The organism is Vibrio sp. SCSIO 43132 (genome assembly GCF_019904195.1).
GTDB classification, from domain to species: domain Bacteria; phylum Pseudomonadota; class Gammaproteobacteria; order Enterobacterales; family Vibrionaceae; genus Vibrio; species Vibrio nigripulchritudo.
Window position 1 is genome coordinate 2,140,308 of record NZ_CP063199.1, and the last position, 14,307, is coordinate 2,154,614.

General features: G+C 48.3%; 11 protein-coding genes. All 11 read left to right on the top strand.

Features of this window, described 5'->3' with window-relative positions; genetic code table 11:
• Positions 1-24 precede the first annotated feature (24 nt).
• The 11 genes from INR79_RS09790 to INR79_RS09840 all read left to right on the top strand — a co-directional run bounded on the left by INR79_RS09790 (position 25) and on the right by INR79_RS09840 (position 13,944).
• Entirely contained in the window at positions 25-984 is a 960-nt protein-coding gene (locus INR79_RS09790; RefSeq protein WP_223093908.1) for an arabinose ABC transporter substrate-binding protein, read from the top strand.
• Positions 985-993: 9 nt separating this feature from the next.
• Positions 994-2,499: a sugar ABC transporter ATP-binding protein gene (locus INR79_RS09795; RefSeq protein WP_223093910.1), complete on the top strand. Its 1,506-nt coding sequence runs from the start codon at positions 994-996 to the stop codon at positions 2,497-2,499.
• A gap of 24 nt (positions 2,500-2,523) precedes the next feature.
• A complete protein-coding gene (locus INR79_RS09800; RefSeq protein ID WP_223093912.1) occupies positions 2,524-3,567 on the top strand; it encodes an ABC transporter permease in 1,044 nt (347 codons plus the stop codon).
• Positions 3,568-3,599: 32 nt separating this feature from the next.
• A complete protein-coding gene (locus INR79_RS09805) occupies positions 3,600-4,382 on the top strand; it encodes an enoyl-CoA hydratase/isomerase family protein (protein ID WP_022550750.1) in 783 nt (260 codons plus the stop codon).
• A complete protein-coding gene (locus INR79_RS09810) occupies positions 4,383-5,612 on the top strand; it encodes a CaiB/BaiF CoA transferase family protein (protein WP_223093914.1) in 1,230 nt (409 codons plus the stop codon).
• A 100-nt stretch (positions 5,613-5,712) separates the two neighbouring features.
• Positions 5,713-6,735 carry a TRAP transporter substrate-binding protein gene (locus tag INR79_RS09815; RefSeq protein ID WP_223093916.1) on the top strand — a complete coding sequence of 341 codons (1,023 nt, stop codon included), beginning with the start codon at positions 5,713-5,715 and terminating at the stop codon, positions 6,733-6,735.
• A gap of 69 nt (positions 6,736-6,804) precedes the next feature.
• Positions 6,805-7,332, top strand: coding sequence for a TRAP transporter small permease subunit (locus INR79_RS09820; protein ID WP_004398192.1), 528 nt, complete (start codon positions 6,805-6,807; stop codon positions 7,330-7,332).
• Positions 7,325-8,650, top strand: coding sequence for a TRAP transporter large permease subunit (locus INR79_RS09825; protein WP_022550753.1), 1,326 nt, complete (start codon positions 7,325-7,327; stop codon positions 8,648-8,650). The genes INR79_RS09820 and INR79_RS09825 overlap by 8 nt, the downstream gene beginning before the upstream one ends.
• Before the next feature lie 39 nt (positions 8,651-8,689).
• Positions 8,690-9,598 carry an SMP-30/gluconolactonase/LRE family protein gene (locus INR79_RS09830; RefSeq protein WP_223093918.1) on the top strand — a complete coding sequence of 303 codons (909 nt, stop codon included), beginning with the start codon at positions 8,690-8,692 and terminating at the stop codon, positions 9,596-9,598.
• A 1-nt stretch (position 9,599) separates the two neighbouring features.
• The gene (locus tag INR79_RS09835; protein WP_223093920.1) at positions 9,600-10,643 is read left to right on the top strand and encodes a hypothetical protein; all 1,044 of its coding nucleotides are present in this window, start codon (positions 9,600-9,602) and stop codon (positions 10,641-10,643) included.
• 343 nt (positions 10,644-10,986) lie between these two features.
• A complete protein-coding gene (locus INR79_RS09840; RefSeq protein ID WP_223093922.1) occupies positions 10,987-13,944 on the top strand; it encodes a non-ribosomal peptide synthetase in 2,958 nt (985 codons plus the stop codon).
• Positions 13,945-14,307: the final 363 nt, after the last annotated feature.

Here is a 14,307-nt window from a genome sequence, read left to right on the forward strand (position 1 = left end):
ACCAACCACCACAAGGAAAGAAACATGAACAAAGGAAGTTCGATCGTTGCCTTGTCTGCGTTGCTGGCAGTTGCGAGCGCAAGTGCAAGTAATGGAGAAATTGTTGCCATCTACAAAAGTGGTACTCAGCAATACTTCATTGATCAAGGCAACGGATTTAAAGACGCTGCCCAGTCTCTGGGTTACTCAGCAAAAATCATTAATGTGGAACTCGACGCTAACCTCGCCATCAATGCGGTGACCGATGCGATTGCGTCTGGTGCGAAAGCCATCGCGATTACGGCGCCGGATCAGGCTCTTGGTCCAGCAGTCGCTCGCGCGGCGAAAGAAGCCGGGATCCCAGTCATTGCCACCGATGATCCGCTTAAGGATGGAGATGGAAATCCGATTCCATTCGCCGGATTCGATGGCAAAGCGATGGGAACAAAAGTGGGTCAGCGAGCCGGAAAACTTTTGAAAGAATCTGGGTGGCTGGAGAAAAACGATTACGGTGTCCTGAGTGTCGAAGTGCAGACAGTATCGGTGTGTAATGACCGGACTGACGCGTCTCGGGAGCAAGTGATCGCCGCGGGTGCTGATGCCAGCAAGATCTACCCTGTCGCCTATTCAGGTACTACAGACAGCAGCCTGACAGCAACGGGACCTGTTATCACCTCACATCCAAGCATCAATAAGTGGGTTGTTTTTGCCTGTAACGATGAAGGTGTACTCGGTGCAACAAATGCTCTTAAAAATGCAGGCTTCCCTGCTAAAGATGTTATCGCAGTTGGTCTTGGTGCTTATGAAGCGTGCCGCCCTTGGAAAGCCAATATCCCAAGCGGGTTCAAAGCCGCGCTTTACATCAGCGGAGTTGATGTTGGTGAAGCGGCTGCCCGCGCGTTAATTAAATCCATTGAGTCTGGTCAGCCGCTGCCACTTAAAACGGTCGCGAACACCACCATAGTCGATGCCTCAAACTATCAGACATTCATGCCCTGTAATTGAGGAATCAATATGGAATCGGCAACGGTATTGTCTGTACAGGACGTCTGGAAATCTTTTCCAGGCGTCAAAGCCCTCTCTCATGTTTCGATGAAGGTCGATTCAGGGGAAGTAGTCGCCTTTATCGGTGAGAACGGAGCAGGCAAATCAACACTCCTGAAAATATTGTGCGGTGATTACCAACTGGATAAAGGTCAGGTCAGTTTAGACGGCTCTGACATCAGTGCAGCAACACCGCTTCAGTCCAGAGATGCTGGCTTTCGTCTTGTCCGTCAGGAACCGGAAATAGTGCCTTACATTTCTGCCGCTGAAAACGTGTTTATTGGTGAATACCCCCAGACTCAGGATGGCAGAGTGGATCACTCTGAAATAGTGCAAAGCACAGAGCGATTGCTGGAGAAATACGGCTTCACTGGCATGCTCGATGTTCATACCTTAGGGCATAAGCTTTCCCCTGCCCAGATGCACATTGTTGAGATCCTGAGAGCCGTCAAACACGGTGCGAAAGTGGTGGCGTTTGACGAACCCACTTCGTCGTTAACCACCGAAGAATGCACAAAGCTGTTTCGCCTGATTCGGACATTACAAGCCGAAGGGCTTGGGGTTATCTACGTCTCTCACCGTTTGCACGAGATCATGGAAATCGCGGATCGCATTGTGGTGTTAAAAGACGGTTTGGTCACAGGAGACGTTAACGCCTCTGAGACCAATGAAGATCAGATCGTCAGCATGATGGTAGGACGTGAACTGGTACACAGTTTTCAAAGAGAGAATGCAAGCCAGCAAGACGTCGTTTTTGAAGTGAAAAACTTGTCGAGCCACTGGCATAAAGACATCAGTTTTCAAATCAAGGCAGGCGAAATCTTAGGGTTTGCCGGACTGGTCGGTGCTGGAAGAACAGAACTGGCAAAAGTGCTGTTTGGAGAGTTCCCAAAAAACTCTGGGCAGGTCTTTGTCGCAGGGAAAGAACAGAAAATCTCATCCCCTGCCGATGCCATTAAAGCCAACATTGGATTTGCCCCAGAAAACCGCAAAGCGGAGGGGCTGATCTTAGTTCGCTCCGTTTTGGAAAACGCCTCTATGGCGGTGTACTCGGCTCTGGCTCGCTTTGGCATTTTACGCTACGCCAAAATGGGCGAAACCATCACCCCCTTCATTAATCAGTTAGAAATCAAAACCCCGAGTTTAGATCAGGAGGTTGGGAAGCTATCTGGAGGAAATCAGCAAAAAGTGGTTCTGGCTCGCTGGCTTGCCGCAAACCCGAAAGTGCTCATTCTTGATGAGCCCACTCGGGCGGTGGATGTGGGTGCTAAAGCAGAAATTTACCGTCTGATAGATCGACTGGCACAACAAGGCATGGCCATCATGATGATTTCATCTGAAATGCCCGAGCTGCTGTCTATGTCTGATCGCATCATCGTGATGCATGAAGGTGAAATCTCTGCCCCTATTCCCAGTCAGGAAGCCACCGAAGAGTCCATCGTTAACTTTGCCATTAGCGGTAAAGCCGTTCATTAAATATTGTGTTCAAGGAAGAGTCACATGCCCAAAAATGAAGCAGCCTCGGTTTCAGTTAAAGCGCCCAACCCGAAACCTTCTTTGCTAAAAAGAATGACCGATCTGGTTGGTGTAGAAAACCTGTCGCTGATTATTGCTCTGATCATCATGGTGGCTTTAATCACCACCCAAACCGAATACTTTTTTTCACCCCGTAACCTGCTCAACATTGGTCAGAACATGGCGGTTGTCGGGCTTATTGCTGTCGGGATGACACTGGTGATCGTGTCCCAAGGGCTTGATATATCCGTCGGTTCTATCGCGGGCTGCGCGTCGGTTATCTGCGCCATTATCGTGACCCAAATGGGAACCGTGGCTGGGGGTATCGCAGGAGGCATTGCGATTGGCTTGGTACTCGGGCTGGTCAATGCTGCCATTATTTCCCACCTCAAAGTCAATCCGGTGGTGGCAACTCTGGCAACTTTCTCGGCTTTTCGGGGAGTCGCTTTCTTAATTGCGCCCGGTGGCCGACCTGTAGGTGTTTTGGATCAGGGGCTTGCCTATTTAGGTTCAGGAAGAGTGATGGCATTCGGCGATTTTCCCGGCATTCCCGTCGCTTTTATCATCCTCGTGATTGTGGCGCTTATGGGGCACTTCATCATGCGCTACACGGTATTTGGTCGTTCCATTTACTCCATGGGGGGCAACCCCGCCGCCGCAAGACTGGCGGGTATCAACCTGACTCGTATGCGCTTTTACATTTACGCCATTTCGGGTGCGCTTTCCGGATTAGCAGGCGTCATCGTGACGGCCAGAACAAGCTCTGGTCAACCCGCATCCGGAACACAAGGGCTGGAATTGGAAGCGATCACCGCCGTGTTTCTGGGCGGCGCATTACTCGCCGGCGGTAAAGGGACCGTCTTTGGCACCATGCTGGCGGTATTGCTTCTTGCCACACTATCAAATGGCATGAATTTACTCGGTATTCCAACGTTTTATCAACTCGTGGCTAAAGGCTTATTGCTGGTTCTTGCTGTTGCTATTGGTCAGTGGCGTCTCGCCCGCTCTGAAAAACAACAATCTAAATAACGCCACCAATTTACGAACTATAGAGAGGAATTATGTCGGACCATATTTTATTCAACGTCGAAGATGGCATTGCGACGCTCACGCTCAATCGCCCAGACAAGCTCAATGCGATTACTGCCGCGATGGGGACAGAAATCGTCCAGTATGCCAAGCAGGTCGACACGGATGACGACATCAAAGTGCTGGTGATTGCGGGTCAGGGTGAACGCGCTTTTTCTGCTGGCAGTGACGTCAACATGCTTGATGATCTTGGCACTGCGTGGGAAGGACGAAACCGCGCCAATTACGACCGTGATTACATCGCCCCACTTCTCCATTTGCGCAAGCCTGCGATTGCAGCCATTGATGGCTATTGCTTAGGAGGCGGACTGGAAGTTGCGATTTGCTGTGACATTCGAATCGCGACACCACGTTCCCGGTTTGGTGCTCCTGAAATACAGCGAGGCTGGCACGCAGGGAGTGGTAACACCTCTATTCTCCCTCGTCTGGTTGGGTTTGGAAACGCAGCCATGTGGATCCTTACGGGCGAGCTAATGAGCGCAGAAGAATCTCACCGAGTGGGTTTTGTTCAGAAAATCGTTTCGGAAGATGACCTGATGTCGGAAGCAAAACGTCTTGCAAAGCGCATCGCACAGAACCCGCCGATTGCGGTTCAGTCGGCTAAAAATGTGATTCGCCAGAGTCAGGGAACCTCGATTGAGCAAGGTTTATCCTGGGAAAACGACGGCTATACGCTGTGCATGATGACGGACGATGCCGCAGAAGGGATTGCAGCATTTGGCGAGAAAAGAGAACCGGTGTTTAAGGGGCGATAAATGGAAAACTCCAATTCAAATAAAGGTCCATTACAGGGAATAAAAGTACTGGATCTAACGATTGCGATGGCTGGTCCCCTGTGCACTCAGCGCCTGGGAGAAATGGGCGCAGATATTATTAAGATTGAAGCACCGGGCGGCGGAGATTTTTCCCGCCACGCCCCAATGGCCGATGTCACCAAGTTTGGTGACGCCACCTGCTATGTGACTTTGAACCAAAACAAACGCTCGCTGGTGATGGATCTTAAGTCTGAGGAAGGCAGAAACGCGTTGTACCGTTTGGTAAAACAGTCAGACGTGCTGGTTCAGAACTTTCGCCCGAGAGTAGCGAAAAAGCTGGGTATAGATTTCGAATCGCTTTCGGCGATCAATCCGTCTCTGGTGGTCGGTTCAATCAGTGGTTATGGCAGTGACGGTCCTATGAAAGATCGCCCCGGTCAGGATTTGTTGTTGCAGGCGTTTACTGGCTTAACCATGCACGGTGGCCGGGAAGACGGTTTGCCCATGCCCTCACCTCTTTACATGGTGGATGTCACGGCATCTCACATGCTGTGTGAAGGAGTGCTAGCTGCTCTGATTGCCAGAAGCCGAACTCAGGTTGGCGAAGAAGTGTCTGTCACCATGATGGGTGCCATTATGGAAATGCAATGTCAGGAGATCGCCACATGGTTTGCCTCCGACACACCTCCCAAACGAAGCAAAGCGCCTCACGTGTCGATATATCAGGAACCGCCCTATGGGATCTACCAATGTCAGTCTGGGTATTTTGCCATTGCGCAGGCGGACTTGTCGGTACTCGCACAGGCTCTGGAAAAACCTGAGTTAGAAACTCTGAAATCTCAACGCCCTTCGCAAAGTGATATTGACGATATGTGTGAGTGGCGCGACCAAATCTATTTCCTTGTCGCCGACACACTCAAAACACGTTCAGCACAGGATTGGGATGAACTGCTTACTCCTCTGGGTGTCTGGTGCAACGTGGTGAATTCCTATCAGGAGTTTTTGTCTCACCCGCAAGCGGCACCTCATATCACCACAATCGAACACCCCATCGGCGGGAAATACAAAGCGGTTTCACCAGCAATCAGATTTGGGGAGAAGTCGCGTAGCGATCTCACTCATGCTCCTCTGTATGGAGAACATTCTGTTGAGGTACTCACCGAATTTGGTTTTAGCAAAGAAGAAACACAAACACTTTTAGAACAGCAGGTTATTCACGCAAATAAATAACCCACACAAAAAATACAAGTGAGAGATAAAACAACAACGTCGAGGCTAGGTTTTACGGCTCCAGAAGGAAGGAGCATTGACTATACATGGAGATAGACCAATGAAACGACAGATACAGCAAATCTTACTCGTGCTTCTGCTTTGTGTGGTGGGCACCACTGCATATGCAGCCAAAGAGACGTACAAACTCAAGTTCCAATCCAGTGATAATTCTGGGAACCCTAACTTCCTGCTTAAAAAAGAATGGGCAGAACGCGTTGCTCAGATGACCAATAACCGAGTGATGATTGAAGTGTTATCCGTGGGTTCTGTGGTGAAGCACACTGAAACCATCGACGCAATCAGCGCAGGCATCCTTGATGGTCATATTACGGCTACAGGTTATTTTTCAGGAAAAGATCCAGCGTTCGGGCTTTTGGGTAACCCTGTGGGTGCCTGGTCAGACCCAAGCGAGATGTTGCTCTTCATTGAACACGGCGGCGGCAAGGAACTTTATCAGGAACTGCTAGCGCCTTACGGGCTTCACTTTATTGGTGCTTCCGCTACAGGTCTTGAAGCTTTTGTTTCAAAGAAACCACTTGATTCAGTAGCAGATCTTAAGGGCTTGAAGTTGCGCGCGCCAGAAGGTTTAGTGCAGACGATCTTCACCGCGGCTGGTGCAATCCCTGTGAATTTACCCGGTTCGGAAGTGTTTACCGCTCTCGATAAAGGCGTTATTGATGCGGCAGACTATACGGTGTTTTCAACCAACCACCAGCAAGGCATGCACGACATCGCCCCTCACCCCGTTTATCCGGGCTTCCACTCTCTTCCAGTCTTAGAGGTTTCAATCAACAAAGAAACCTGGGACAGCATGCCTGCCGATCTGCAAACCATTCTTGATGTTTCGGTTCGCGATTTTGCCCGCCAGATGGTTTCTCGCCTGAAAATGGCGGATCAGAAAGCGGTGGCAGAAGTATTAGCCGGTGGAAAAATCACGATTCACGACTGGTCGGCAACAGAGCGCAATAAGTTCCGATCCATTGCCAAAAATGAGTGGGAGAAGTACGCCAAAAAGTCGCCTAATGCTCAAAAAGTCTATAAAGCGATAACCAAGTTTTTGGCAGACAACGGCATGCTTTAGCTGAACCGTTAACCGTCCAACACCACGGCTGTGCTTTTTTGCACAGCCCCTTAAGCCAAGGAAGGTTTTATGGATTTAAGTGAACAGCAAGAACCTTTGAACTACCTGGACAGGCTGGTTGTAAAAGTCGGTCACACCATCAGTTTTCTATTTCTGGTTAGTGCTCTCGTTATATTTTACGAAGTCATTCAGCGGTATGTGTTCGACAGCCCTACTTTCTGGGTGCACGAAACCACGGTGATGATCGGCGCGTTGTTGTTTGTGTACGGAGGCAGTCACTGCGTCGCAAAAGATAAGCACATTCGTGTCGTCATCATCTATGACGCCGTTTCTCCCAAAGTCCGACGCTGGCTTGATGTCATTATTTATGCGATGTGCTGCGTTTCTACCGGGATGTTAGCCTGGGCAGCCTGGCAGGTGCTTCTTCGTGCTGTGTTTGCTCCCAATGGCGACATTAGATTTGAAACAACGGGCAGTGCGTGGGACCCCGCTTTTCCCGCTTTCATTAAAATCACCCTCTTTCTCATTCTTTGCCTGATGTTCATTCAATTTGTTTTCCGATTAATCAACAAACTAACTCGGGGGTCGCATGTTTGAACTCTCTGCCATCGGTATTGAATGGGGCAGCCTGCTATTACTTGGCATGCTGCTCGTGCTGTTGCTTCTTGGCATGCCATTGAGTTTCGTGACCAGTTTTGTCGCCATGTTCTTTCTGCTGTTCTGGATTGGACCAAAAGCCACACCACTGCTCGCCAGCAGAATCTACGCTTTTATATCCTCCTACGTCTTTATTGCCGTGCCCATGTTTGTCTTGATGGCGGCGATACTTGATCGATCGTCTATCGCAACCGATCTGTTTAACGCCATGAGGTTGGTTTCAGGTCGCCTGCGAGGTGGTGTCGCCATCCAGACACTACTGGTTGCCGTGTTACTGGCTGCCATGTCTGGCATTATTGGGGGGGAAATCGTATTACTCGGCTTGCTCGCACTACCGCAAATGCTAAAGCAAAAATACGATCCAAACCTGGCGATAGGAACCGTCGTTGCTGGTGGTGCATTAGGCTCTATGGTGCCGCCATCCATTGTACTGATTATTTATGGGTTGATTGCCAACGTTTCGATCAGTGATCTCTTTACGTCTTCATTTGTACCTGGATTCATGCTGGCATCCATGTATGTGGCGTATGTTCTGGTGCGTGCTTACAGCAACCCTTCAGTTGCACCTATCGCCTCTGATCAGGAGCTCGACGCACCATTAAGAGAGAAACTGGTCGCTTTCAAAGGCGTGATTCTTCCGGTTCTCGTCGCCTTTATGGTCTTGGGTTCTATCTACTCTGGTATCGCATCAGTAACCGAAGCCTCCGGTTTGGGTGTTATCGGGATCCTGATTTCTACCTGGGTGCGTAAAGAGCTCACATTCAAACTCATTAAAGAAAGCACGATACGAACGCTCGAGACCGTTGGGATGATCATCTGGATTGGTATCGGAGCATCGATACTGGTTGGGGTTTACAACCTGATGGGTGGGATTCGGTTTATTGAATCACTCATTCTTTCATTTGGTGATGGCGAGCCGATTTACATCCTGTTCTTGATGATGGGTATCTTGTTCATTCTGGGCATGTTTTTGGACTGGGTAGGCATCGCCTTACTGACCCTCCCTATTTTTGTGCCGATCATCAATCAAATCGGCTACGACCCAATCTGGTTTGGGGTGGTGTTTTCACTCAACATGCAGCTTTCTTTTCTTACACCTCCTTTTGGTCCTGCCGCCTTTTATCTTAAGTCGGTCGCACCTCCTGAAATATCACTAGGGATGATTTTCAAAGCCGTGGTTCCTTTTATCGCGCTGCAAATTGTCGCTCTGGTTTTATTGATCGTATTCCCCGAATTAGCACTTTGGTGGCGGTCATGAGTTTTTCTACCATTTCTAATCAACAGAGAGGTAACCTCTATGCTGAACTTTCAAAAAACCATTGGTGACCGCTGCGATCTAGCAGAGGGATGCTGCTGGTGCGATAAAACAGAGTCCTTTTTCTGGATAGACGTGACTCGCTCTTTGCTGTTTCAATACAAACTGTATGAAGAAGAACTGGTTACCTTCTCCACACCAGCACCACCCGTTAATACCTTGCCTTCAGAAGATCCCGACAAATTGCTGGTCACCCTTTATGACGGTTTGTATCTGCTCGATTTAAAGAAGCGCGAGTGGGTGCTTTGGACTGAAATTGATTCTGATCCGTTAAATCGGATGAATGATGGCGGTGTCGACAGAAACGGTAATATCTGGCTGGGTTCGATGCAGAAAAACATCGCCGATGATGGCAGCCCTCTTGATATTGGTGCAAACGGCAACTTCTTCTCTATGGTCAACAGACACACCATTCGCAATCATCAGACGCACATTGGCGTATTCAATATGATGGTGTTTTCACCCGATGATAAATGGCTGTATTTTGCTGATTCAATGAAGAGTGAAATCTATCGCTCTCCTTTCCATGCGCAAACGAGTTCGATCGGTTCACCTGAAGTGTTTTCTAAACTTGGCGACAGCTATGGAGTGCCGGACGGCGCTGCCATGGATAGCGAAGGACATATCTGGAGTGCCAGATGGGACGGTTCGGGCATTGCAAGATTGACCCATTCTGGCGAGTTAGAGACGCTGTACAAGGTCAACACGTCTCGCCCTACCAATGTGTGCTTTGGAGGGAGAGATATGAAAACCCTGTTGGTTACGACTGCCGCTTATCTGTTGGAGGGTGACGAGCGAGCGGGAGAAATTCAGCTTTATCACAGTGACGTCGCAGGCTTGCCTACCTATAGGGCGAACATTCCAAACTGGTCCCGATTACAGAGAGTCTGAGATGAATAAGAAAAAACCTAAAAATACAGACTCCCGCGCATTGGCGTGGGAGTTTGGCACTATTAGCGTACAGTCTATGGGTGCCATGATCGGACCAAGCGTTTTCATTCTACCCAATGGGAAACAGGTCAACCCTTTCTACATCGCGCCGTGGCATGGCGAAGAAGTCGGAGATGAAGTGGATAACCTCACCAGACATTTAAGGGGGGAATGGCCATGTGTGCCTTTTGGTTATCCAATGCCAACTGAACACTTTCCCAAAACGTGGGGTGATATTTTGGACGAGAACGAATCGATAGATTTTGTTCATGGCTATGGCTCTCATCACAACTGGACTTTCGAGCCATCAGAAGACAACGAAATTTCCATGTACATAGACTACCCCAGCGACCATGATATCGCCCGGCTGACCCGTACTTTACGACCCGATCCTAACGCTCCCGCGGTGGATCTTCGTCTTGGCATTCAAGCCAGACGCCCTACTTGCCAGCCTGTGTCGTTGCATACATGCCTAAGGTTACCCAACCAACCACAAGGAGCAAAAATTGCCCCCGGTAAATTCACTAAAGGACACACACATCCATCTATCGTACTGCCAGGGTCTCAGCAATTTCAGCCAGATAGAACCTTTCTGTCTCTTGAGGACGTGCCTCATATTCTGGGTGGAAATATTGATGCCTCCCGCGTTCCATTTAAAGAAGACATAGAAGAAGTGATGCAACTGGAGAGGACAGATGGCAAAGCCGCGTTACACCATATTGAAGAAGACTGGATGGTGACCTTGGATTGGGACTTTGACGTACTGCCAGATCTGTTACTTTGGTATTCAAACCGAGGGTTTAAAGCAGAGCCGTGGAATGGACGCAATGTCTGTTTAGGAATGGAACCGGTTTGCTCACCTTTTGGCTTGTCTCCGAATACCGCTCAAACCGCTAACCCTTACCAGCAAAAAGCATCACCAACTTGCGTTTCTTTGAGTCCTGACTCCACGCTTTACATCGACTATCGTATTGAAGTTAAACCACTCGACAAGCTCAAACTATAAATGATTCGCATTCTCCAGCCTCTCCAAACTCAATGCTAACCTCAAGATTTCATTGATAATATTACCAGTTGGGCAAATATGCCCGATTGGTGTAAATGACGTATTTCTAGATTTCAATATTCCCCATCTTTGGTGCAAATTTTATATTAAGGGAATATGAAACGGTAAAATATGCAACTGAGTTCTGCTAGCTTTCGCACTTGATTAAACCAACCCACCTCAACGCTGTTTTTATGAAAGATAGTTTTACCACGTGCCTCCGCTAAACAAGGACAAGCAAGAGGTTATCTTTCTATGAGGTGAACTTTGTATTTGACTTAAATTGAGTGGAAATCAATCAAATATGGAAGCTTCAATCCATCTTCGCAAGCTGTCGGCAAAAAGCGATCATGTAGCTTTGCCCTGGATTCATCAGTTCGAACTTATCTCAAAACAATATCCTGACAATAAAGCCATTTTAAACCCAGCAGGAGAAAGCTACAGCTACCGGGAACTCGATTCAAAAGCGAACCGGCTAGCAAATTACCTTCGTGAAGAGCTAGGACGCCTTTCACTAGGTCACCGTAAACATGTGATTGCCCTGTGTACATCACGCACCAATATAGAAGTTGCCACCGTTTTTGTGGCAGTTTTAAAACTGGGGGCTGCCATCCATCTGGTGGAACCCAAGCTTGGGGCAGAAGTAAATACTAAACGGCTGCATAAAATTGCACCCGATATCATTCTTCTGGACGATGAAAACGCCAACCTAAGCTCGCATTTCTCTGGATTTAAAACGCTATTGCTTAGTGAGCATGAGTCTGACATATCCCAAACTTCCGACGAATCGGTATCGGCGGTTGGTGCAAGGCACGACGCCTGCGTGTTCTGCAGCTCTGGCACCACGGGGGAACCGAAAGTCATTTCTATGCCAATGCTCCCTCTTTCAAACCTGACTCGTACGGGCAATGAGGAGCTAAAACTCAACCACGAAGCCCGAATCATACAACTGGCACGACGCAACTTTGATGCAGTCGTGCATGAGTTGGCGATTGCGTTGGGTAACGGAGCCTGTCTGGTTCTGATCGATGAGCAGACAATGTTCTGTCATATGGGTTTTATCGACTTTATCCATGATTTTCATATCACCCATATCACGATTACCCCATCCCACGTCAGCCACCTCCTTCAGACTCATGAGGGTAACCCGAACCCCATTTTTGCTCCCGTTAATACGATTATGCTGGTCGGCGAGGCGTTCAGCGACGATCTTCCGCATAGATTGGCTAAAGCGGGTGTGTCTCGCATTGTGAATGGCTACGGTCCGTCAGAAGCTGGGATCTGGGTGATGAGTGCGGTTCTTTATGACGAAAGCATTTCTAGCGAAGTCATCCCCACCCACTTGGGCAAGCCGATTCGCGGTGTAGACGCCAGAGTCATGCACTTCGATGAAAACACTCAACACTGGCATCTTTGCCAACAGGGAGAGAAAGGCGAATTATTGGTGAGTAATCGTCTTCAGAACGTCTACAAAGATCAGAAAAACAACCAGTCTCGATACATTTACATTCCGGATCCGGTAACAGATAACATCGAGTGCTTCTACCGAACTGGCGACATTGTCGAGATAACTCCTAACGGCGAACTGGTGTTTGTAGGCAGGCAAGACAACCAGATCAAACTTTCTGGACAATTGGTTGTGACTGACGAAGTTGCCAATCAACTTAAGGATGCGTGTACTGCTCTCTTTGGTGACCGAGCCATTGATATTTACATTGCTGTAGAAAGAAACTCCAAAGGAACACCCACATCTCTGACGGCATATCACACCGCGCACGATCCGGAAGACGCCAACGACATTGCCTGTCAGTTAAGTGACTACTTGGTTAGCCAGATACCGCCTTACATGCATCCAAAACGCTATGCTTGGATGGAGAGCTTCCCCATTAAAGTTGGAGGTAAACTGGATACGCAAGCTGTTATCAGTCACGCTCAAGATTCAAAAATCGCGCTGGAACCACAAACCCTCCCTGAGACCATCACGCAGTTGGGTATCGCCAGTATCTGGCAGCATGTTCTTTCTATTAGTGACCAGATTTATCTTGAACACAGCTTTACGGACTTGGGCGGAACCTCTTTGCAAACACTGTCGATGCTGTCTGAGGTTAACCGGGAGTTCAATACGAAAATTAAAGCCGATACCCTGATGAATAAGGATACGCTTGCTGATTTGGCTAATGCTGTAGAGCAGGCAGTTCGCAATCCTGACACAGGGAAAATTGTCCCACCTGAAGCGGTCAATTCGCTCATTGAAATGCAAACAAGTACGAGCGACCACTATCTGTTCCTCGTTCACCCTGGTGATGGTCACGTTCAGGTGTATCACAAGCTGGTGGGTCTGATTCCTGAAAACGTAAACGTATATGGATTAAGGGCTCCGGGCGCGGAATCGGACGAAGAGATCGCCCGATTCAGTGTCAATGAATACGCTCAGCGTTACGCCGACTTGATCGTTGAACAGCAGCCAGAAGGTGATATTTCTATTCTGGGTTACTGTGCTGGCGCCCCGATTTCGATTGAAATTGCTCGCATCCTTGAAAGCTATGGCAGGAAAGTCGGTACGCTTGCACTGGTTGACCTCCCTAACGGTTACCACAAAAGAGAAAACACAGATATCGCTCAGGGGTTAACAACCTTCTTCCGCCAGATGTACGGATTGAACACCAGCGCTGAGGAACTTCGAAATCACAGCCTGAACCCTGAAGACCAGTTTGAACTGCTGTTTGATCAAGCAGTAACGGCAAGGTTGGTAGAAGCTGATCAATACCAGCGTCTGCACGATGCTCTTAACGGTGTAATGTATGAACCTGAACAAGAAGATCCAGTCGAGACAATGTACCTTTTCTTTAAATACGCTTTTAAGCTGGACGTGGATATTGAAAAGCTAACGCAGTACGAAACAGACCTGGAGAGGCTAAATTACGTAGTTGGTGAGGGTCAGAAGCTCAACCTGTTCCCACCAGCTCTTACTGTAGATTATTTTGCCCGTCTGCTCGCGATGGAAAACACCACTAAAGATGCCGTTCATGGTTATGTTCCTGAGCCCCTAAGCATCCAAGGCAATATTCTTTACCTGCACGCCAGCCCAAGTATTGAAAACCCTATGGCCTGGTACCCTAACCCGGCGACCTGGCATGACGATCTGCCCGGGATGGAAGTCCTGAATTTGGAAGGTGATCATTACTCAATCGTGCGCGAAGAAGAGGATATGAAAGATCTGTTAAAGCAAGTTTCAGAGTATCTGGACTTTGAATTGAGCTAGCTAACCTGAACTCTGGATAACTTGAGCTCTACAAAATGAAAGACGATGGATAACCCATCGTCTTTTTTTGCCTCTAGTGAAAACGTCAAGGTTCCTCGATTCGCTGATTACAATATTCTCGCAACTATTCCCTGAAAATTTAGACCTTCTTGAGCAGAACCAGAACAGATAACGCCCTCATACAAATGTATTTTGCCCACGTATTCAGTGTCATCCCATTCTTACACTTTTAGTACCATTCTTAATTAAGTTTTCTTTTGTCTCTATTCCGGTCTAAATACGGTATTTTTCTGTTTCATTTATGTATATCTATGAAACTTAAAGATTTTGCTGCGATCAAAATCAAACACTGGTTAATAATGA